General features: G+C 58.7%; 18 protein-coding genes, 1 tRNA gene and 2 pseudogenes. 15 read left to right on the forward strand and 6 right to left on the reverse strand.

Annotation, left to right across the window (positions count from 1 at the left end):
* Nucleotides 1-29: 29 nt before the first annotated feature.
* On the reverse strand, nucleotides 30-506 hold the full coding sequence (locus tag AS136_RS12170; protein WP_012543133.1) for an FxsA family protein: 477 nt from the start codon (nucleotides 504-506) through the stop codon (nucleotides 30-32).
* A 337-nt stretch (nucleotides 507-843) separates the two neighbouring features.
* On the opposite strand from AS136_RS12170, the gene aspA reads away from it, so the two are divergent.
* From aspA to AS136_RS12205, 7 genes are all read left to right on the forward strand, one after another.
* Nucleotides 844-2,280, forward strand: coding sequence for an aspartate ammonia-lyase (aspA, locus tag AS136_RS12175; RefSeq protein WP_002885424.1), 1,437 nt, complete (start codon nucleotides 844-846; stop codon nucleotides 2,278-2,280).
* 115 nt (nucleotides 2,281-2,395) lie between these two features.
* Nucleotides 2,396-3,697: an anaerobic C4-dicarboxylate transporter gene (locus AS136_RS12180; RefSeq protein ID WP_023323488.1), complete on the forward strand. Its 1,302-nt coding sequence runs from the start codon at nucleotides 2,396-2,398 to the stop codon at nucleotides 3,695-3,697.
* Nucleotides 3,698-3,822: 125 nt separating this feature from the next.
* On the forward strand, nucleotides 3,823-4,146 hold the full coding sequence (gene cutA, locus AS136_RS12185; protein ID WP_008807222.1) for a divalent cation tolerance protein CutA: 324 nt from the start codon (nucleotides 3,823-3,825) through the stop codon (nucleotides 4,144-4,146).
* Nucleotides 4,122-5,918, forward strand: a complete 1,797-nt coding sequence (locus AS136_RS12190) for a protein-disulfide reductase DsbD (RefSeq protein WP_023323487.1) — start codon at nucleotides 4,122-4,124, stop codon at nucleotides 5,916-5,918. The genes cutA and AS136_RS12190 overlap by 25 nt, the downstream gene beginning before the upstream one ends.
* 35 nt (nucleotides 5,919-5,953) lie before the next feature.
* Nucleotides 5,954-6,529, forward strand: coding sequence for a transcriptional regulator (locus AS136_RS12195; RefSeq protein WP_032691323.1), 576 nt, complete (start codon nucleotides 5,954-5,956; stop codon nucleotides 6,527-6,529).
* 67 nt (nucleotides 6,530-6,596) lie between these two features.
* Nucleotides 6,597-8,684, forward strand: coding sequence for a DUF1176 domain-containing protein (locus tag AS136_RS12200; RefSeq protein WP_023323486.1), 2,088 nt, complete (start codon nucleotides 6,597-6,599; stop codon nucleotides 8,682-8,684).
* 115 nt (nucleotides 8,685-8,799) lie between these two features.
* Nucleotides 8,800-8,875, forward strand: a tRNA-Phe gene (locus AS136_RS12205).
* Between the two features lie 714 nt (nucleotides 8,876-9,589).
* Here the strand turns inward: AS136_RS12205 and AS136_RS12210 are convergent.
* The gene (locus tag AS136_RS12210; RefSeq protein ID WP_306307738.1) at nucleotides 9,590-9,946 is read right to left on the reverse strand and encodes a PerC family transcriptional regulator; all 357 of its coding nucleotides are present in this window, start codon (nucleotides 9,944-9,946) and stop codon (nucleotides 9,590-9,592) included.
* A 128-nt stretch (nucleotides 9,947-10,074) separates the two neighbouring features.
* Here AS136_RS12210 and AS136_RS28645 point away from each other — a divergent pair.
* Nucleotides 10,075-10,194 (forward strand): annotated as a pseudogene (locus AS136_RS28645) (hypothetical protein); the annotation flags it as partial.
* Here AS136_RS28645 and AS136_RS12215 read toward each other — a convergent pair.
* Nucleotides 10,192-10,758 (reverse strand): helix-turn-helix transcriptional regulator, encoded by a 567-nt coding sequence (locus AS136_RS12215; RefSeq protein WP_012969132.1) that lies wholly within the window; start codon nucleotides 10,756-10,758, stop codon nucleotides 10,192-10,194. The pseudogene AS136_RS28645 and the gene AS136_RS12215 sit on opposite strands and share 3 nt — an antisense overlap.
* A gap of 632 nt (nucleotides 10,759-11,390) precedes the next feature.
* Between AS136_RS12215 and pgaA the strand changes: the two genes are divergently transcribed.
* From pgaA to pgaD, 4 genes are read left to right on the forward strand one after another with little or no spacing between them, the layout of a single operon-like run.
* Nucleotides 11,391-13,838 (forward strand): poly-beta-1,6 N-acetyl-D-glucosamine export porin PgaA, encoded by a 2,448-nt coding sequence (gene pgaA / locus AS136_RS12220; protein ID WP_162823404.1) that lies wholly within the window; start codon nucleotides 11,391-11,393, stop codon nucleotides 13,836-13,838.
* A gap of 8 nt (nucleotides 13,839-13,846) precedes the next feature.
* Nucleotides 13,847-15,862, forward strand: a complete 2,016-nt coding sequence (gene pgaB / locus AS136_RS12225) for a poly-beta-1,6-N-acetyl-D-glucosamine N-deacetylase PgaB (RefSeq protein WP_023323484.1) — start codon at nucleotides 13,847-13,849, stop codon at nucleotides 15,860-15,862.
* On the forward strand, nucleotides 15,855-17,183 hold the full coding sequence (gene pgaC, locus AS136_RS12230; RefSeq protein ID WP_008807230.1) for a poly-beta-1,6-N-acetyl-D-glucosamine synthase: 1,329 nt from the start codon (nucleotides 15,855-15,857) through the stop codon (nucleotides 17,181-17,183). The genes pgaB and pgaC overlap by 8 nt, the downstream gene beginning before the upstream one ends.
* Entirely contained in the window at nucleotides 17,183-17,632 is a 450-nt protein-coding gene (gene pgaD / locus AS136_RS12235; RefSeq protein ID WP_008807231.1) for a poly-beta-1,6-N-acetyl-D-glucosamine biosynthesis protein PgaD, read from the forward strand. Before pgaC ends, pgaD begins: the two co-directional genes overlap by 1 nt.
* 46 nt (nucleotides 17,633-17,678) lie before the next feature.
* Here pgaD and AS136_RS12240 read toward each other — a convergent pair whose 3' ends face one another.
* The gene (locus tag AS136_RS12240) at nucleotides 17,679-18,464 is read right to left on the reverse strand and encodes a DsbA family protein (RefSeq protein ID WP_008807232.1); all 786 of its coding nucleotides are present in this window, start codon (nucleotides 18,462-18,464) and stop codon (nucleotides 17,679-17,681) included.
* A gap of 224 nt (nucleotides 18,465-18,688) precedes the next feature.
* Here AS136_RS12240 and AS136_RS12245 point away from each other — a divergent pair, with 224 nt between their 5' ends.
* Nucleotides 18,689-19,372, forward strand: coding sequence for a TerC family protein (locus AS136_RS12245; RefSeq protein ID WP_023323483.1), 684 nt, complete (start codon nucleotides 18,689-18,691; stop codon nucleotides 19,370-19,372).
* Here AS136_RS12245 and AS136_RS28650 read toward each other — a convergent pair.
* A pseudogene (locus AS136_RS28650) lies at nucleotides 19,335-19,442 on the reverse strand (hypothetical protein); the annotation flags it as partial. The gene AS136_RS12245 and the pseudogene AS136_RS28650 overlap by 38 nt on opposite strands.
* Nucleotides 19,443-19,517: 75 nt before the next feature.
* Between AS136_RS28650 and cbpA the strand changes: the two are divergent.
* Both cbpA and cbpM read left to right on the forward strand, forming a co-directional pair.
* Entirely contained in the window at nucleotides 19,518-20,435 is a 918-nt protein-coding gene (gene cbpA, locus AS136_RS12250; RefSeq protein ID WP_008807234.1) for a curved DNA-binding protein, read from the forward strand.
* A complete protein-coding gene (cbpM, locus tag AS136_RS12255; protein ID WP_012543142.1) occupies nucleotides 20,435-20,740 on the forward strand; it encodes a chaperone modulator CbpM in 306 nt (101 codons plus the stop codon). Before cbpA ends, cbpM begins: the two co-directional genes overlap by 1 nt.
* Before the next feature lie 380 nt (nucleotides 20,741-21,120).
* Here the strand turns inward: cbpM and AS136_RS12260 are convergent, their stop codons facing one another.
* On the reverse strand, nucleotides 21,121-21,492 hold the full coding sequence (locus AS136_RS12260) for a plasmid partitioning/stability family protein (RefSeq protein ID WP_008807236.1): 372 nt from the start codon (nucleotides 21,490-21,492) through the stop codon (nucleotides 21,121-21,123).
* Between the last annotated feature and the right edge of the window lie 8 nt (nucleotides 21,493-21,500).

The following is a 21,500-nucleotide window of genomic DNA, read 5'->3' on the forward strand; positions in this document are numbered from 1 at the left end:
TCGCATTTGCTGACCGGGCCGGGCGTGTATTAATCGCGGGGATCGTCCTTATGGTCCAGACGATCGCGCTGCTCATCCTTACGCTGGAATTCCCCTTCGAAGGTCTCACCGCCGCCAGTTCCGGCGCTAAAGCCGCCGCCCGGCATCCGGCTGAAGCGCAGATGCGGCATCAGCTTCATCGTCAGGTGCTTCTGCACCGGCGGCAGTAACAGCAGCAGGCCAAGGAAGTCGGTAAAGAACCCCGGGAGCAACAGCAGCAGACCGGCAATAATCAGTGAAACGCTCTTGATCATCTCCGCTGCCGGGCTCTCGCCTGCGGCCATCTTCTGCTGCATCAGCAGGAAGTTTTTGAAGCCCTGGTTACGCACCAACGACATCCCTACCACCGAGCTAAAGATCACCAGGATTAGGGTCATAAAGACGCCCAGCACGTGCGCGACCTGGATAAAGATCGATATCTCAATGTAAACGTAAAGAAAAAAGGCAATAAACGGAATCCAACGCACCGGCGTCTCCTTCATCAACGGGCGCTGAGCTCAGCCCCCGTAATCATCAATTTGCTGATCGCATCCCTCTAAGATGGGGATGCTGCGCGGCTTTTCAATCAGCGGAAATGCTTATTTTTTCCAGCAATAGGAAAGCGGTGACCCATTTCACAGATTAATAAATCTTCTCACACCCGCGATGTAATAAGTGATCAAGCTTACTGATATTCGCTATCATCAGCATATGATCTTGGGCACCAGGCCGGTTAAGGAAATAATCGTCGGCCAGAAAATATACTGAATCCTGGATATTCTGTGTATTTGGTGAATTCATTGGCAGCTTGAAAAGAAGGTTCACATGTTAAACAACATTCGTATCGAAGAAGATCTGTTGGGCACCAGGGAAGTTCCCGCGGACGCTTACTACGGCGTTCATACTCTGCGAGCGATTGAAAACTTCTACATTAGCAACAGCAAAATCAGCGACATACCAGAATTCGTGCGCGGCATGGTGATGGTGAAGAAAGCCGCCGCGCTGGCGAACAAGGAGCTGCAGACCATTCCCAAAAGCGCGGCAAATGCGATTATCGCCGCCTGTGACGAAGTCCTCAATAACGGCAAATGCATGGACCAGTTCCCGGTCGATGTCTTCCAGGGCGGGGCCGGCACCTCCGTAAACATGAACACCAACGAAGTCCTGGCGAACATCGGCCTCGAGCTGATGGGCCATCAGAAAGGCGAATACCAGTACCTGAACCCAAACGATCACGTCAACAAATGCCAGTCCACCAACGATGCCTACCCGACCGGATTCCGCATCGCGGTGTATGCCTCTATCCTGAAGTTAATCGATGCGATTAAACAGCTGGGCGAAGGCTTCCAGGCGAAAGCCGTGGAGTTCCAGGACATTCTCAAAATGGGCCGCACCCAGCTGCAGGACGCGGTGCCGATGACCCTCGGCCAGGAGTTCCATGCCTTCAATGTGCTGCTTAATGAAGAGACCAAAAGTATTCTGCGCACTGCGGAGCTGCTGCTGGAGGTGAACCTCGGCGCCACCGCCATCGGTACACGCCTCAACACCCCGGACGGCTATCAACAGCTGGCGGTGCAGAAGCTGGCGGAAGTGAGCAACTTACCGGTCGTTCCGGCGGAAGATCTGATTGAAGCCACCTCGGACTGCGGGGCGTACGTTATGGTTCACAGTTCGCTGAAACGCCTGGCGGTGAAACTGTCCAAGATCTGTAACGACCTGCGCCTGCTCTCTTCCGGTCCACGCGCAGGCCTCAACGAAATCAACCTGCCGGAGCTGCAGGCGGGTTCCTCTATTATGCCGGCGAAGGTTAACCCGGTAGTGCCGGAGGTGGTCAACCAGGTCTGCTTTAAAGTCATCGGCAACGACACCACGGTGACCATGGCCTCCGAAGCCGGGCAGCTGCAGCTGAACGTGATGGAGCCGGTGATCGGCCAGGCGATGTTCGAATCCATACATATCCTGACCAACGCCTGCTACAACCTGCTGGAGAAATGCGTTAACGGCATCACCGCCAATAAAGCGGTATGTGAAGGCTACGTCTACAACTCAATCGGCATCGTCACCTACCTCAACCCGTTTATCGGCCACCACAATGGCGATATCGTCGGCAAGATCTGCGCCGAAACCGGCAAGAGCGTGCGGGAAGTGGTGCTGGAGCGTGGGCTGCTGACGGCGGCGGAGCTGGATGATATTTTCTCCGCGCAAAACCTGATGCATCCTGCTTATAAAGCGAAGCGTTATACCGATGAAAGCGAACAGTAATCTTTCCGGTTAGTCATTGAAAGGCATGTCAGCGATGACATGCCTTTTTTGCTTTTTAGTTTTACTAAAATACAACAATCCAATATCAACTTGTTAAAAAACAAGGAAGGCATATATGTTTGGTGCAGAACTGGTTATTGTCCTGCTGGCGATTTATCTCGGCGCCAGGCTCGGCGGCATTGGTATCGGCTTTGCCGGTGGCCTTGGCGTCCTTGTCCTGACGCTTATTTTTCAAATCAAACCGGGTGCGATCCCCTTCGACGTTATTGAAATCATCATGGCGGTCATCGCCGCTATCGCCGCCATGCAGGTCGCCGGCGGGATGGATTACCTGGTCAGCCTCGCCGAACGGATGCTGCGCCGCCACCCGAAGTACATTACCTTCCTTGCCCCGCTGGTGACCTGGTTTATGACCGTACTCGCCGGCACCGGCCATACCGCCTTCTCCACGCTGCCGGTGATCACCGAAGTGGCCAAAGAGCAAGGCATTCGCCCATCTCGTCCGCTGTCGATTGCGGTCGTGGCCTCTCAGATAGCGATCACCGCCTCGCCTATCTCCGCGGCGGTGGTGTTCTTTGCCGGGATCCTTGAGCCGCTGGGCGTTAGCTACCTGACGCTGCTGGCCATCTGTATTCCGGTCACCCTGCTGGCGGTAATGCTCACCGCGATTGTTTGCAACTTCCTCGGCTGCGAACTGAAAGACGATCCCATTTACCAGGAGCGTCTGGCCAAGGGGGAAGTTAGACTGCGCGGCAGCCAGGTGTTTGAGCTGAAGCCGCACGCCAAACGCTCTGTCCTCCTGTTTTTGATCGGCATCGTGGCGGTGATGTTCTACGCCACGGCCATCAGCGATACCGTCGGCCTGATCAAGAACCCGGTGCTGCCGCGTAACGAAGCGATCGTGGTGTTTATGCTGACCATCGCCACCCTGATTAGCATCATCTGCAAAATCGACACTGGCGAAGTGCTCAACGCCAGCACCTTTAAATCCGGGATGAGCGCCTGCGTCTGCGTCCTCGGCGTCGCCTGGCTGGGCGATACCTTCGTTAAAGCGCACATCAGCGATATCCAGGCCGTGGCCGGCGACCTGCTGCACAATTACCCATGGCTGCTGGCGGTGGTGCTGTTCTTCGCCGCCACGCTGCTCTACTCACAGGCAGCCACCACCAAGGCGCTGATGCCCGCCGCGCTGCTGCTCGGCGTCAGCCCGCTGACGGCGATCGCCTCGTTTGCCGCCGTCTCGGCACTGTTCGTCCTGCCAACCTATCCGACCCTGCTGGCGGCGGTGGAGATGGACGACACCGGCTCGACGCGCATCGGCAAATACGTCTTTAACCACGCCTTCCTGATCCCCGGCGTTATCGCTATCACGCTGTGCGTGATCCTGGGCTTTATCTTTGGCGGGATTATGCTGTAAATACCGCTGGCAGCGGGCCCCGCGCGGGCCCGCTGCCCGTTTCCCTCCCCTACCCCCGATCGTGACGCTAATATCCCCGCATCTTGCGTGCTATAGTGCCTCTTTTCGCTGATACGAGGTTCATGATGACTACGCCTGATGCTGTTGTTGTGCTCTGTACCGCGCCGGATGAAGCGACCGCCCAGGATCTGGCGGCAAAAGCGCTGGCGGACAAGCTGGCCGCCTGTGCCACGCTGCTGCCGGGCGCCACCTCGCTCTATTACTGGGAAGGGAAACTCGAGCAGGAGTATGAAGTTCAGATGCTGCTCAAAACCGACCTTGCCCATCAGCAGGCGCTGCTGGATTGCCTGAAGTCTCACCACCCGTATCAAACCCCTGAACTGCTGGTTCTACCCGTCATTCATGGAGACAACGATTACCTCTCATGGCTTACCGCATCATTACGCTGATCCTGCTGCTGTGCAGCACGTCAGCCACCGCCGGGTTATTCGACGCGCCGGGGCGCTCGAACTTCGTGCCTGCTGACCAGGCCTTCGCCTTTGACTTTCAGCAGCAACAGCACGATGTCAACCTGAGCTGGCAAATCAAGGATGGTTACTATCTTTATCGTCAACAGTTTACCTTTCGCGCCGCCGGGGCGACGATCGACGAACCGGCGCTCCCGGCAGGAGAGTGGCATCAAGATGAGTTTTACGGCAAAAGCGAGATTTTCCGCCAGCGCCTGACCGTGCCGGTCACGGTGAAGCAGGCGGAGAAAGACGCCACCCTCACCGTCACCTGGCAGGGCTGCGCCGATGCCGGATTCTGTTATCCACCGGAAACCAAAGTGATCCCGCTGAGCGCCGTGCTGGCGACTTCTGCCGACGGCCAGGCAACCGCCATCGAGCCCATGCCGTCGACGAGCAGCCGTCCGGCGTTCAACCCGCCGCTGCCGGTTGAGCCGCGACCGGCCCCGGAGCTCGCCACATCACCTGCGCCTGCCGCAGTGCCGCCTGCAGACACGCCTGCCCGCCTGCCCTTTACGGCGCTGTGGGCGCTGCTGATAGGTATTGGTATCGCCTTCACCCCCTGCGTGCTGCCGATGTACCCGCTGATTTCCGGCATTGTGCTGGGCGGAAAGCAGCGGCTTTCCGCCGCGCGCGCCCTGCTGCTGGCCTTTATTTACGTCCAGGGGATGGCCTTAACCTACACCGCGCTGGGGCTGGTAGTGGCCGCCGCCGGTCTGCAGTTCCAGGCGGCCCTGCAGCACCCGTATGTCCTGGCGGGACTGTCGGTGGTATTTATTCTGCTGGCGCTCTCCATGTTCGGCCTGTTCACGCTCCAGTTGCCCTCCTCGCTGCAGACGCGGCTGGCGCTGCTCAGCAATAAGCGCCAGGGCGGCTCGCCCGGTGGCGTTTTCGCGATGGGCGCCATTGCCGGACTGATCTGCTCCCCATGCACCACCGCGCCGCTGAGCGCCATCCTGTTGTATATCGCCCAGAGCGGTAATCTCTGGCTGGGCGGCGGCACGCTGTACCTCTACGCGCTGGGCATGGGCCTGCCATTGATCCTCGTCACCGTATTTGGCAACCGTCTGCTGCCGAAGAGCGGCCCGTGGATGAGCCATGTGAAGACCGCCTTCGGGTTCGTGATCCTGGCTCTGCCCGTTTTCCTGCTGGAGCGCATTGTCGGCGACCCGTGGGGATTACGTCTGTGGTCAATGCTTGGCGTCGCCTTCTTCAGCTGGGCGTTTATCACCTCGCTGGGCGCTACCCGGCCGTGGATGCGGCTGGTACAAATCATCCTGCTTGCTGCCGCGCTGGTCAGCGCGCGGCCCCTGCAGGACTGGGCATTTGGCGCTCCGGCAGTCGAGCAGCAGGCGCATCTGACGTTCACCCGCGTCAACTCGGTGGCCGAGCTTAACCAGGCGCTGGCGCAGGCAAAAGGCCAACCGGTGATGCTCGATCTTTACGCCGACTGGTGCGTGGCGTGCAAAGAGTTTGAAAAATACACCTTTAGTTCACCTGACGTGCAGCAGGCGCTGAAAGGCACCGTGTTATTACAGATTGATGTGACGAAGAACAGCCCGCAAGACGTCGCGCTGCTGAAACACCTGCAGGTGCTCGGTCTGCCGACGATCTTGTTCTTCAACGCTGAGGGTCAGGAACAGCCTGAGCGGCGAGTCACCGGCTTTATGGATGCCGCGGCATTCAGCGCCCATTTGCGCGATTGGCAAGCGTGAGCGACACTTTAGGAGGAAAGATGGAGGAGAACACCGTGCTACGTGAAGACGTCCTGGCAGAAGCCATTAAAATTCTTGAAATTGAAGGTATCGCCAACACGTCGCTGGAGATGGTCGCTGAGCGCGTGTCCTGTCCGACGAGCGACCTGAAACGCTTCTGGCCCGATCGCGAAGCGCTGCTGTACGACGCGCTTCGCTATCTGAGCCAGCAGGTGGATGCCTGGCGCCGACAGTTGCTGCTGGACGACACCTTAAGCGCAGAGCAAAAGCTGCTGGCACGCTATGCCGCGCTCACCACCTGCGTTAGTAACCACCGCTACCCCGGCTGTCTGTTTATCGCCGCCTGCACCTTCTATCCCGATCCCCAGCACCCCATTCACCAGCTGGCGGAACAGCAGAAGCAGGCTTCGCTGGCCTATACTCATGAGCTGCTGACTCAGCTGGAGGTGGATGACCCGGAAATGGTCGCTAAACAGATGGAGCTGATCGTCGAGGGCTGCCTGAGCCGTCTGCTGATCAAGCGTAGCCAGACGGATGTGGATACGGCCCGGCGGCTGGCAGAAGATATTCTGCGCTTCGCCCAGTGTCGTATGGGCGGCGCCTTAACCTGATTCTGATATCCTAACCGCCACGTCGCGCCTATAATTTCCCCCTCACTGATTGCTGACAGGGATTGATATGCGCGCGTTCTTCTGGGCTGCCTGGCTGGGGCTGTGCTCCACGCCTCTGCTGGCGGCTCCCCTGCAAGGTTTTTCCTTTGCGCAAAAAGACTGGGAGCTCGCCTGCGATAACACTGGCACCTGCCGGGCGGCGGGTTACGGCGTCCGCATGGGCGAGGTCAGCGTGCTGTTGACCCGCAACGCCGGCAGCGAACAGCACCTCGCCGCCACGGCCACCTTTGCGCAAATCGAGCACGATATCCCCGCCGACTCCACCGCTAGCCTGCTGATCGACGACCGGGATCTTGGCGCGCTGGACGCCCAGGACGACAGCCACTTCCGTCTGGACAGCGATCAGACTGCCGCCCTGCTACAGGCCCTGGCGAATCAGCGCAAAATCGAATTCACCCTGAACGGCCAGCACCTGCCGCTTTCCAGCGCCGGCAGCCGCGAGGTGCTGGGTAAAATGGATGCGTTTCAGCGACGCACTGGCACCGCCGACGCGCTGCTGGATAAAGGCGATGCCGGCGACGATGCCATTTTGCCAGCCACTGCCGCCCCGGAGATTATCGCCGCCCCGGTGATCCATAACGCGCAGCCGGTGGCGCTGAGCATACTTCAGCGTCAGAAGCTGCTGCCCTCCCTGACGCCGCTGCTGAACCAGCGCTGTGACGACTGGCAGAACCCGGCCATCCCGGCGGCAGAGCGCCAGATCACGCTGACCGCGCTGGATAAAACCCATTCTCTGGTGCAGGCGCTCTGCTGGCGAGCGCCCTATAACGACGGCTATGCGCTGTGGCTGGTCGATAACGCCCAGCTGAACAAGCCACGGTTGCTGACCACCGAGGCCTCGAGCTACGCCAACGGCACTATCGTCTTTTTGCACAAAGAACGGGGCATTGCCGACTGCCTAACCGGCGAAACCCGCGTCTGGGACGGTAAAACCTTTACCCCCAGCCTGAAGTACAGCACCGGTATGTGTCGGGAAATCACCCCCGGCGGCACCTGGATGCTGCCGACCTTTGTCAGCCAGGTGATCCCCAGGCAGCAGAAAGAGGCGGATAACCTCGCCCTGCGCACGCTGTATAACGCAGTGCTGAAAGCGCAAAAAAGCGATCCAGAATTGTCGCTGAATAAGGTCGCCGAGCAGTTTCCGTTAACCGGCCATATTACCGACTTCACGCTCACCTACGCCGATGACACCCTGGTTTCGACCAGCAAACCTTCCCCGGATATCAGCGATGACGAGTGGCAGGCGTTTCTGCGCTCCTCGATCAGCGCAGATTCAGAAAACGGTAAAGTCAGCTTTACCCTGATCGATCTCGACGGTGACGGCAAACGCGATCTGATCATCGACAGCTACGTGGGCGGCACCGGGCTCTTCAGCTACACCGGGGTGCTCCGGCGCGGCGATAATGACTTTGCCGCCGTCGACGGCAGCGACAGTGATAACGGCGATGATTTCGATGCCGGGGTGCCCGGCGCCCTCTTTTCTATCAATGGCCGCGGGGCTAACCAATGGAACCACTGGGTCAAAATCAACGGTCAGGTGTATGCCCTGTGGTACAACGGCCAGTTTGGCGAAGATAATCTCTACCTGCTGCGCCCGTTCAGCACTGCGAGCCAGACGCCCGCGGTGACGGTTCGCTATCGCTATACGCTGAACAGCATCCGCTCCCCGGAGAAAGACCAGCCGTTAACCCCACCCCTCAGCGACAGCGATAAAGCGGATCTGCTGCGTTCGCTGGAGGTCATGCAGGGCAGCCTGCTGAAAGACAAACCCGTCAGCGACAACGATGCGCCGATCTGCCCCATCCCACCGGGCACCTCCGCCGACGAGGCGGATAACTACTACAGCGGCGTCGCCATCAACTATATCTATGAGACAGTGGCCTATATTCCGGTCTGGCTGAACGGGAAGTGCTATATCGGCACTATTTTTAGCCACCATGGCGCCTATCGCCACGGCGTGGATGCGGAAATTACGCTGAGCTCCCCGCGCGAGGATGAAGAGGTCATTGGCGATTATATTATCTCCGGGTTGCGCCACGTAATCGCCATTACCAGCGGCTGGAAAACCCGCGAGGGTGATAACGGCATGCAGTGAAGTTAAGCCAAAACGCGCCTTTGAACGCAGAATTGCCGCAAAGATAAGCAATCGATAAGTAATTTAAGAAATTTGGTTGACGGGGTGGGCGGATTACGGTTTAATGCGCCCCGTTGCCCGGATAGCTCAGTCGGTAGAGCAGGGGATTGAAAATCCCCGTGTCCTTGGTTCGATTCCGAGTCCGGGCACCACTATTTAGAGAACCCAGCCTATGGCTGGGTTTTTGCTTTTCTACGATCGGACTCTCCATCGAACTCCGTTCGATTATTCGCCGTACAGCGGCTCACCCCTTCGGGGCCAGCGCGACAAGCGCGCTGTTCAACGCCTGCGGCGTTAGTCCGGGTCCGGGCACCACTATTTAAAGAACCCGCCCAAAAGGCGGGTTTTTGCTTTTCTGCATCCGGACTCTTCATCGAACTCCACTCTATGATCCCCTACCCGGCGGCGCTGCGCTTGCGCGGGCCTACGCTGTTTGAGCCTGCGGGGGGACCCGTAGGCCGGATAAGGCATTTATGCCGCCATCCGGCACAACCGCAGGTACGGCGTCTGATGTGTATCGCCCGGTGGCGCTGTGCTTGCGCGTGCCTACGCTGTTTGAGCCTGCGAAAGGACTCGTTGGCCGGATAAGGCATTTATGCCGCCATCCGGCACAACCGCAGGTACGGCGTCTGATGTGTATCGCCCGGCGGCGCTGCGCTTGCGCGGGCCTACGCTGTTTGAACCTGTGGAGGACCCGTAGGTCGGATAAGGCATTTATGCCGCCATCAGGCACAACCGCGGGTACGCCGTCTGATGTGTATCGCCCGGCGGCGCTGCGCTTGCACGGGCCTACGCTGTTTGAACCTGTGGGGGACCCGTAGGCCGGATAAGACGAAGCCGTCAGGCAAACGCCATGAAGAAAGGGATTACTCGGCGGCCGTTTTCCCTTTGCCGGGCAGCCTGAACGCTTCGCCATAGGGCTTCGCGATACCCATGCGATATTGCGTCTCTTTGGCCGCCTGGTGGAGGTCGGCAAACTCCTCTTTCGGCGCTGGCGGACGTTGCGCCTTTTTCAGACACTGATTACGATGGTGACGGATCCACTCTCTGTCATCATCGTTCAGGCAGCGCTGCATCACCTCAATCCATCTGGATGCCGCCCGACGGTAGAGCCCACTCGCCTCTAACCGTTCAGCAATACTGTCCCTTATTCTCATCCACCTCGCTCCTCTGATGCTTTCACGATATCCCATGGTATTCCGACACCTGGGCCGGAATACCATGGTAGAGTTAATTTATGACAAAACTATTCCTGTGCAGCGCAAGGAATATATTCATTATAATAATCGCTGTGCATAGCAAACCGCATTCGCGGTAATTACTTCCAAAGAGCTCCGGAATTATATGTCGAATGCCGCCATGGATACCGGATGGTATCGACGGTTGTACCTATCAATAGCTATTTAATTTATTATATTTCCGTTATCAAATACCTTGCGATGTCATCTACTCCCTGTACAACCAAGCCTCATGGCGACCTAACGGAGTGCTCCAGCAGTTTATTTCTGAAGATAAATAAGCAGGCTTCATTAAAATTATCTAACCCCAGTCGCTCATAAAGCGCAGTGCGCTTCCGGTAAAGGCTTTTTACCGAGGTATTCAGATTCACCGCCACCTCCTCCATGGTCATACCCGCCCCAAGCAAACGTAGCATTAACTGTTCAGACAAACTTAAGCGCAGATCGTCAAACCACTCTTTGGTCAGCCGCTTGCTCTTCATCTCCAGAAAAAGCCCAAATAATGTCGCCATATCGGCGGGTGATAATGACATGTTTAAAAACGATTTCAGACTCAGTAAATGCTCTTCCCGATGGCGCATATCGAGGACGATACAACATATTCGCTTTCTGGATTGTGCCGCCTCCATCACCAGGTAATCGTAATGACAAAGCGGCGAACGGCTATCAACCAGCAGAGAGACCTCATCAACCTCATTATCTAAAATCGTTTTTCCGCTAGAATCTAACTGAATGATATCAGGAAAGAAATTCTTAACCCCTTGAAAAAGATAGTAATCCTGAGTAACCAATATCATTGAAGTTGCCACAAATCGTCCCTTTAACATTTAATCAACAAATTCTCGTCAACCAGACGTTTTCCTTCCCCCTTTGGACGCTTCGCATGGCGGTAAAAATAACGAGACCTGTGATTTATCATTAGCGCGGCATCTGACTCTGGCTGTGAAAACCCTCCTTGCGTTCTGATGGAAAATAAACGGATTAATTATAAATAAAAAAAATCCACAGAAAAGATGCTTTTTTTGGCATTAAGAATTTTTGTCAGAAATCATCTTAAATATCCAGTAAAAACCACCAACCTCTTCACAATATAAGCAGCACATCAATTTTGAAACAAAATTCCAACCCTCTCTCTTTTTTATTTATTTCAGTAAGTTAAAGAAACCAACTTCAACAACGCCGCTCGAATTAAGTCGATTTTACAGAATTATCTTAAAACGCAGCTCATCATTTATCCATATTTATCCGCTGCCGTATCGGGTATAAATTATCCATTCAATTATCAACAGGAGATATGTTTATTAGTTTGCAATAAGTCATTCACCCGCAGTGCCAGTCAGCTAAATGGGACCATCCTCATCCTTTAACTCACCGTCAAAGGACGGTCGTGTTGTGCAATGGATTCTTGATGAACATATGGCAAATAGAAATGGAAAGATCACCTTATTCAAATACGTTATTGTTTAATCGCAACACGAAACTCTCGCTTTCAATCGGCTTGCTTTTGCTCTTCCCGGCGCTGGTTCAGGGAGCAGATTCGCTCTATGACCAGCAGATCCTGCAAGCGCGTCAAGGCCAGTACGCCCCCTTTCTCTCTTATCTTCAGCAGTACCAGCTGCGGCATGCCTTAACCCCTTCTCAGGTGGCGGACTGGCTGCAGGTAGCTCTCTGGGCCGGCCAGGACGATGAAGTGGTGAAAGTCTGGCGACGCTACCAGGTCTATATGCCGCTTCCCGCACGCGGTACTGCCGCGGCGGCACAGGCCCTGCGTAACCAGAAACAGTGGCAAGCCTCGCTCACCCTCTGGCAGCAGGCTCTCAGCCAGGCCCCTGACAGTGACGATTATCGTATCGGCTATATCAAAACGCTGGCCGATGCCCGCAAGGACGGCGAGGCGCTCAGCGAAGCGCGTCGCCTGGTAGCGGAGCAGGCGAGCGTTGCCCACCTGCAGACGCTCTCTTATGTCTACCTGCGGCTTGGCAAAAGCTGGGACCAGCTGTTGGTGGACACGCAGATCCTCGATCGTGAGCCGCAAAACAAAGCCGCGCTGGCCAGCCTGATGGCGACCCTGACCCGCAACCGGATCGATTCCCCTGCTCTCGGCCTGGCGAATAGCGTCGAACTGACGCCTGCGGAAAAGCGCAATCTGCAGTTGAACGCCGCCGCCGAACTGGTGCGCCTTGCCGATACCCCTTCCCGCGAAGAAAACGCGCGTTACGCGCTGGCCCGCACGGCCCTGGCGCAATACGACGCGATGATTGCCGCCTGGCACCCCGACCCACAGGCTGCGCCCGACATCATCCGGGCGCGCATTGATCGTCTGGGTGCGCTGTACGCCAATGCAGATTACGCGCAGGTCATCCGTGAATACCAAAATCTCATCGCGCAGCAGCAGACCGTTCCCGACTGGGCCATCGGCTGGGTCATCTCCTCTTATATCGCCCTTAAGCAAATTGAGCCTGCGCTGACGCTTATTCACCAGCATCCCTCGTGGCTGACAAGCCAACAGAATGAGGAACACGAGCTTTTCTACGCCCTGCTGGACACCGGTCAGTACCCGGCGGCGCAACAGTATGTCGCCCGCTTCACCCGGAATGCACCCTACATCCGTCGTCTCTACGGTTCGCCGACGCCGCAGCCGAATGACGACTGGCTCACTGCACAGTCGCTTAACGTGCACTATTTAGCGGCCACCAACGCCCTGCCGCAGGCCGAAGCCCGGATGCAGCGCCTGGCGGCAACGGCCCCCGGCAATCAGGGCCTGCAGATAGATTATGCCGCCCTTCTGCAGGACAGAGGGCTACCGCGAGCCGCCGAAAGCCAGCTAAAAGCAGCGGAATCTCTGGAACCCGCCAGCCTGCAGCTGGAGCGCCAGCAGGCCTGGGTCGCCCTCGATCTGCAGGAGTGGCGGCAAATGGATCTGCTGACTGACGACGTCGTCGCCCGCTCGCCACGGGATCTGAATACCCAGCGCCTGGCCAGAGCGCGCGAGGTCCATCATCTTTCCGACCTTCGCCTGAGCGTTGGCAAAGGGCTGCACTCCGACAACCCGGTGAGCGGCACCCACGACCTCAGTTTTGAGACGGCGATCTACAGCCCGCCGCTAGCCGACAGCTGGCGGTTGTTCGGCGGGCACCGCTTCGCTGAAGGCAATTTTGAAGAGGGGAAAGGCAGCCGTCGCCAGCTGTTCGCCGGCGTTGAATGGCGCCCGCGCGACTACTGGGGCGAGCTTGAACTCTCCAGCGTCAATTTTCACGGCGAGAACAAGCCCGGCGTCCGCCTTTCCGCCGCCCACGACGTCAGCGATCGCTGGCAGCTGGGCGGCGAACTGGAGCGGATTTCGCAGCAGACTCCGCTGCGCGCGTTACGCAACGGCGTCAGCGCCAACCGCGGCGAAGGCTGGCTGCGCTGGTATCAAAACGAACGCCGGGAATACCGCGTCAGCGTGGCCGCCAGCCGGTTTACCGATCGCAACCGCCGCCAGGAGTACACCCTCTCCGGTAAAGAGCGCCTCTGGCAGACGCCGTGGTTAACGCTGGATCTGCAGCCCGGTCTGTCGGCCAGCGCCAATAGCCGCACCGACACCGCCTACTACAGTCCGGCACGGGACCTCGCCGCCACCGCGGCGCTGGCCGTCGATCACACGCTTTACCAGCGCTATGACACCGTCTGGAGCCAGCAGCTGCTCGCCGGCGGCGGCAGCTACTGGCAAAAAAATCACGCCGCCGGGGCGATCACGGTGCTGGGTTATGGGCAGCGCCTGCGCTGGAACAACGTCGTCGACACCGGGGTGATGCTGAACTGGGACAAACGCCCCTACGACGGTAAACGCGAAAACAACCTCGCCATCACTCTTGATGCAAATATACGGTTTTAAGGATGACCATGCTGAACACGACCCTGCGCAACGGCCTGATGCTTCTCGTCTGGCTGTGCCTTATCTTCAGCGTGCGTGCTGAGGAAGTCCCCTTCCTCGCCCCGCAGCAGCGCCCCCAACCGGAGGCCAATCAACCCTGGCCGGCGGATCGCTTTCTGGTGCTGGCCTACCATGACGTCGAAGACGATGCCGCCGACCAGCGTTATCTTTCAGTGCGCACCAGTGCGCTCAACGAGCAGATCGCCTGGCTGCTGCATCACGGGTACCATGCGGTGAGCGTCCAGGACATTCTCGATGCACACCATGGCGTTAAGCCGCTGCCGGCCAAGGCTTTTCTTCTCAGCTTCGACGATGGCTATAGCAGCTTTTACACCCGCGTCTGGCCGCTACTTAAAGCCTGGAATGTTCCGGCGCTGTGGGCGCCGGTGGGCAGCTGGGTGGACACTCCCGCTGGCCAGCCCGTTAATTTTGGCGGCCTGATGACGCCGCGCGAGCGCTTCGCTACCTGGGAGATGGTGCGCGAGCTCAGCCGCTCGCCGCTGGTGGAGATCGGCGCGCACACCTGGGCCTCGCACTACGGTCTGCCGGCCAATCCGCAGGGCAGCCGCGAGCCCGCCGCCGCCAACCGCGGCTGGGATAAAACCACCGGCCGCTATGAAAGCGACGCGCAGTTTACCCGGCGCATGGCCGATGACGTGCAGAAAGTGACGGCGAAAATCCACGAGGTCGCCGGGAAAGCGCCGCGCGCCTGGGTGTGGCCCTATGGCGCCGCCAGCGGCAGCACCCTGGCTATCGCCAAACAGCAGGGGTATCAGCTGGCGTTTACGCTGAACGACGGCCTGGGCAATGTGAAAGATCTGGACAATATTCCGCGCATGCTGATCGCCGGTAACCCGTCGATCAAGGCCTTTGCCAACGCCGTAACCCAGATTCAGGAAGCCGATCCTGTTCGGGTGATGCATGTGGATCTGGACTATGTCTATGACCCCAATCCCGTCCAGCAGGCGAAAAATATCGATAAGCTGGTGCAGCGCGTCTATGACATGAAAATCAGCCATGTCTTTCTGCAGGCCTTTTCCGACCCGCAAGGCGACGGCACGGTCAAGTCGCTCTATTTCCCCAACCGCTGGCTGCCGATGCGCGCCGACCTGTTTAACTTCGTCTCCTGGCAGTTGCAGACCCGCGGCGGGGTGAAGGTCTATGCCTGGATGCCGGTGCTGGCCTTCGATCTCTCGTCCGATCTGCCGCGCGTTCAGCGCTGGGATCCGCAAACCGGGAAGGCGTTACTTGCCCGCCAGCCGTACGTTCGCCTGTCGCCCTGGGATCCCCGGGTTCGCCAGCAGATCACCGACATCTACGAAGATCTGGCCCGGCACGCCAGCTTCAGCGGGATTCTGTTTCACGATGACGCCGTGCTGACCGATTTTGAAGACGTGAGCCCGGAGGCGGTCGCCGCCTGGCGGCAGACGGGTCTGGGGCACGATGCCGGCCCGGTTCCCCAACGTCCGCAAGAGCGCCAGGCATGGATGCGTTTCAAAAGCCAAACCCTGACCCGCTTCACTCTGGATCTACGCCAGGCGGTGCAGGCCATCCGCGGCCCGCAGGTGAAAACGGCGCGTAATCTCTTCGCCCTGCCGATCCTGGAGCCGCAGAGCGAAGCCTGGTTCGCGCAGAATCTGGATGACTTCCTTGCCGCCTATGACTGGACGGTACCCATGGCAATGCCGCTGATGGAGTCCGTACCGATTGACGCCAGCCAGGCCTGGCTGACGCGGCTGGTCCAGGCCGTCGCCAGCCACCCGGGAGCGCTGAAGAAAAGCATCTTTGAACTGCAGGCCCGAGACTGGAACCGACGCCAGCAAAACGCCATTCCCGACCAGCAGCTGGCGGACTGGATGCGTTTGCTGCGGCTGAACGGCGTCAAAAACTACGGCTACTACCCTGACGATTTTATTAACAACCAGCCTGATATCTCCCGTATCAGGCCGCAATTTTCTTCCTGGTGGTACCCTGACCATGACTGATCGCATTATCGCATTGTGCATTTTATGCCTCGTATTCGGGCTGCCGTTAGGCGTCGCAGCGGTATTTACCGGCGAGCTTATCCTCGACTTTGTCTTCTTCTGGCCGCTGTTTATGTCAGTGCTGTGGATCACCGGGGGCCTTTATTTCTGGTTTCAGCTGGAACGCCACTGGCCGTGGGGGGAGGATACCCCGCCGCCGACGCTGCCGGGCAATCCGCTGATTTCGATCCTGATCCCTTGTTTTAACGAGGAGAAAAACGCTCGGGAAACCATCAGCGCGGCGCTGGCCCAGCGTTACGCCAATCTCGAAGTGATCGCCATTAACGACGGCTCTTCGGACAACACCGCCCAGGTGCTCCAGCAGCTGGCGCAGGAGGAGCCGAGGCTGCGGGTGATCCACCTTGCCGCCAATCAGGGAAAAGCGGTAGCGCTCAAAGCAGGCGCCGCCGCCGCCCGCGGCGATCTGCTGGTCTGCATCGATGGCGACGCCCTGCTGGACCGGGATACCGCGGCCTGGCTGGTCGCGCCGTTGATCCACTATCCGCACGTCGGGGCGGTCACCGGCAATCCGCGGATCCGCACCCGATCCACGCTGATCGGCCGCATTCAGGTGGGTGAGTTCTCGTCGATCATTGGGCTTATCAAGCGGACGCAGCGGATCTATGGCCGGGTCTTTACCGTCTCCGGTGTGATTGCCGCCTTCCGGCGCCAGGCGCTGGCGGACGTCGGCTACTGGAGCCCGGATATGATCACCGAAGATATTGATATCAGCTGGAAGCTTCAGCTCCGCCACTGGGACATCTTTTTCGAGCCGCGGGCGCTGTGCTGGATCCTGATGCCGGAGACCCTCAAAGGGTTATGGAAGCAGCGTCTGCGCTGGGCGCAGGGCGGCGCGGAGGTTTTTCTGGTCAACCTCCGTCGCCTGTTTCACTGGGAGCATCATCGGATGTGGCCGCTGTTTCTGGAGTATGCCTGCTCCACGCTGTGGGCCTTTGCCTACGCGGTTACCATTCTGCTGTTTATCCTCAGCCGCCTGATGCCGCTGCCTGACAATCTGGCGGTGCACAGCCTGTTTCCGCCGGAGTTCACCGGCATGCTGCTTGGCGTGATGTGCCTGCTGCAGTTCGTCGCCAGTCTGTATATCGAGCGACGCTACGAGAAAAAAGTCGCCAAATCACTGTTCTGGGTGATCTGGTTCCCGATGGTCTACTGGATGATCGGCCTGCTGACCACGCTGGTCGCTTTTCCGAAAGTGATGGTGAAACGTCAACGTTCCCGCGCGCGCTGGGTGAGTCCGGACCGGGGAAAAGGAAGCCTGTGATGAATGAAAATACGCTCATCTTAACCGAACACCGTGTGCTGCCCCGGCTGGTCGACGCCGGTTTAACGCTGCTGGCCTGGCTCGGTTTTCTGTTCTTTCTGTACGCCAATTTGCTGATGCAGTTCATCGCGCCGCCCTCTCCGCGCTGGGAGTCGCTGATGGCTTCACTGAATACGGCGCTGGTGTATCTGCTGATTGCCGCACTGAACGGCTGGCTGTTGATCCTCTGGTATCATTACAACCGGCGCCGCGCTCGCACCCGGCATCATACCGCGGTGCTCACCCTGCGACATGATGAGCTGGCGAGCAGCTTTAACGTTGCGCCGCAAATTATCTCGGAGATGAGCCGCTATAATTTGCTCACCGTTTACCACGATCAAATCGGGCAGATTATTGATTTAAAAAGCCACGCGTTACCGCCGCCGCAGGAAGAGAGCGAGCGCGCATGAGAGCAAGGCCGCCGTCGGCGGCCTGTATGGGTTACGACGCCGTGGATCAGCCGCCGGCTTTTTTGATGGCGGCTTCCAGCGAAGCCTGATCCGCCAGCCCCGGGAAGACGGTGATGCTGGCTTCCGTGGCGCCGGTGGTCGGCATCACGATCACGCCCGGCGTACCGCTCAGACCAATCTCCTGCGCCAGATCGTTAATGCTCTGCAGCACCGGTTCGACGTCGGTGGCCTTCTTCGCATCAAAGCCGGCTTTCTTCGCCTGCTGCTGGATATCCGCCGTCGTCAGCTTACCTTCGTTATGGCCGGTAGCGTAAATCCCGTTATGGTAGGCCAGATAGGCATCCGCCCCTTTCTGCTGATAGATCTGCAGGCCGGTTTTTGCCGCCTCCAGCGAGCTTTCCCAGCGGCCGCCGAAAATCGGCCACTCTTTAAAGGCGAAGCGGGTCTGCGGGTGCGCTTTAATCACCTGCTCCATCACCGGCGCCAGACGGCTGCAGTACACGCACTGGTAGTCGAAGAATTCGATCACCGTGACTTTGCCGTTGGCCGGGCCGTAGGTCGGGGTATTTTTATCCTGGGTCAATACAGCCGCGTTTTTCAGCACTGCCTGAGTGGCCGCGCTGGCCTGCTGTTCAGCCTGTATTTGCTGCAATTTCTGGCTCGCCTGCAGGAGGACTTCCGGGTGGGCGACCAGGTAGTCGGCGGCGATTTTGCCGATTTTCGCCTCCTGTTCCGGGGTGAAAGTCGCCGGCGCGTCAGCGGCAGAGGCCATCGCCGGCAGTAAGACAGCGCTCAGCAGGGCGACAGAGAGGTATTTCTTGTGGCCAGACATAGTGGGGATCCTTGCGATAAGTGAACGGCAGGTGAGTCTGAGTGACAAAATATCACCCTTTTTCGCCGAAGCCTTGCCCAACGGCGCGTTGATTCGTAACTTTATTTTTCAGGCACGCTTTTCCCGCGCGACGGCGTGGGTCTGCGTCAGTGGTCAATGCGCCCCAGGCGGAGTACCCTGCGCAGCGGTTTTTCTTGCTCTTTTTTCAGGTGGTTTCTCTCGAAATGAATGCGTTATTCCAACAATGGGACATGGCGGTGATTATGCTGCAGATTGTCGCCATCGATTTACTGCTGGGCGGCGATAACGCCGTGGTGATAGCCATGGCTTGCCGCAAACTGCCGCCACAAAAGCGCACCAAAGCGATCATCATCGGTACCGTGGGGGCGATCCTGGCGCGCGTGCTGCTGCTGGCGCTCGCCCTGTATCTCCTGTCGCTGCCGTGGCTGAAAATAGTCGGCGCGTTGCTCCTGCTGTGGATTGGTATGAAGCTGGTGAGTAATGAGGAAGAAGAGAGCGAGGTCGGCAGCTCCGCGAGCCTGTGGCGCACCGCGATCACCATCACCGTCGCCGATGTGATCATGTCGCTGGATAATGTGTTGGCGGTCGCTGCGGCGGGGAAAGGGCACATTGCGCTGGTCGCCCTCGGCGTGGCGATCAGCATTCCGATTATCGTCGCGGGCAGTAAACTGGTCCTGGTCCTGCTCACCCGCTTTCCCGCCGTGGTGCTGTTGGGCGGAATGCTCATCGGCTGGATTGCCGGCTCAATGCTGGTCAGCGATCCCACCATTCAGCAACTGTTTCCCGCCGCCGGGGACGGCACCGCGCGCGTGGCTGGCGCCGTCGGCGCGCTGCTGGTGCTGTTTGAAGGATGGCGCCGCCGCCCACGGCCGCAGGCGAAAGAGTAGCCTCGCCCACGACGCCGCCGACCCCGACGGCGTCAAGTTTCCGCCACTTTTCTTCCCCTTCAGGGCGCATTTGCCCTACGCTTTATACTGACGCCTGTTCCAGGGAATATGTAACCACCGCACTGAGCATAGATGAGATAAAATCATGGAATTGAAGGATTATTATGCCATTCTCGGGGTGCAACCAACCGACGATCTGAAAACTATCAAGACCGCCTACCGCCGCCTGGCGCGCAAATATCACCCCGACGTCAGTAAAGAAAGCGATGCCGAAGCCAAATTCAAGGATCTCGCCGAAGCCTGGGAAGTCCTGAAAGATGAGCAGCGGCGCGCCGAATACGATCAGCTCTGGCAGCATCGCAACGATCCCGGCTTCGGTCGCCAGCAGCAGACACACGAGCAGAGCTACAGCCAGCAAGATTTCGACGACATATTCTCCTCCATGTTTGGCCAGCAGGCGCATCAGCGTCGCCGTCAGCATGCCGCACGCGGCCACGATCTGGAGATCGAAGTGGCGGTGTTCCTTGAAGAGACGCTGGCCGAGCAGACGCGCACCATCAGCTATAACCTGCCGGTGTACAACGTGTTTGGCATGATCGAAAGTGAAACGCCGAAAACGCTGAATGTGAAGATCCCCGCCGGGGTAGTCGATGGTCAGCGTATCCGTCTGAAAGGCCAGGGAACGCCGGGCGAAAACGGCGGCCCGAACGGCGATCTGTGGCTGGTTATCCACATCGCCCCGCATCCGCTGTTCGATATTGTCGGCCATAACCTGGAGATCGTCCTGCCGCTGGCGCCATGGGAGGCCGCGCTGGGTGCGAAAGTCACGGTGCCCACCCTGAAAGAGAGCATTCTGCTGACGGTGCCGCCGGGCAGTCAGGCAGGGCAGCGACTGCGTATCAAGGGCAAAGGGCTGGTGAGCAAAACCCACACTGGCGATTTGTTCGCCGTCATCAAAATTGTCATGCCGCCAAAACCAGATGAAAAAGCGCGTGAGCTCTGGCAACAATTGGCCGCCGCCGAAGCCAGCTTCGATCCGCGTAAGACATGGGGGAAAGCCTGATGGCTACAGTAACAGTGACGTTTACCATTACCGAATTGTGCCTGCGTACCGGGGTATCGGAAGAGGAGCTGACGGAGATCGTCGGCTTGGGGATGATTGAACCGCACCAGCCGCAGGCGGAAACCTGGCTATTCGACGACAGCGCGGTGACGATTGTCCATCGCGCGGTGCGCCTGCGTAACGAGCTGGAGCTGGACTGGCCGGGGATCGCGGTGGCGCTGACCCTGCTGGATGAAAACGCGCGGCTGACTCGCGAAAATCGCCTGCTGCAGCAGCGCCTGGCCCGCTTCCTCGCCCACGGATAGGGCGATATCCCGGGTGGCAGCGTTCCGCCTTCGTGCCGGATGGCGGCTACGCCTTATCCGGCCTACAAACTAAGCACAGCGCAAGCCGGGGAATTTCCCGGGTCGCGGCGTTCCGCCTTACCCGGGCTACCGGACTGGGCCCACCATTGCACTGGATCCGTAGGCCCGCGCAAGCGTAGCGCCGCCGGGCATGGCCACAGCCAGGGAGCCGCCTGTATGCCGGGTGGCGGCTACGCCTTATCCGGCCTACAAACTAAGCGGAATTTCCCGGGTCGCGGCGTTCCGCCTTACCCGGGGCTACCGGACAGTGCAAACAGTAGCCCGGCTAAGCGCAGCGCAAGCCGGGGAGTTTCCCGGATAGCGCAAACCGGGAATAGCGCTTAATCCGGTAACGAACCGGCGAGATTACGCGCGGAGACGCTCTCGCTGACCGGCGCGGGCGGCTCCGGCGCCTTAGCTGGAGCCGCCGCTGGCGCAGCTGCCGGGGCGGAAGAGGCCGGCTGGATCTCAAGGAACGAAGCCAGCATCTTACGCAGCGTTTCCGGTTTAGTATCTTCCGCCAGCAGCGCCGCCAGCATCGACGGCAAGCGGCTATCAACTTCCCCTAACGCCAGCCCCGCCAGCAGCGCCGTACGCGACATATCGCCGCGGTCGCCACGGTGATGGGCCTCAATTTTTGCGTCCGCGAAGCGCTCGCTGGCGCTGATATCCGGGCGCAGGTAAATCAGCACTTTTCTGCGATCCAGAGTCATAGACGCTC

This window comes from Klebsiella sp. D5A, from assembly GCF_001620885.1.
Lineage (GTDB): Bacteria > Pseudomonadota > Gammaproteobacteria > Enterobacterales > Enterobacteriaceae > Klebsiella > Klebsiella variicola.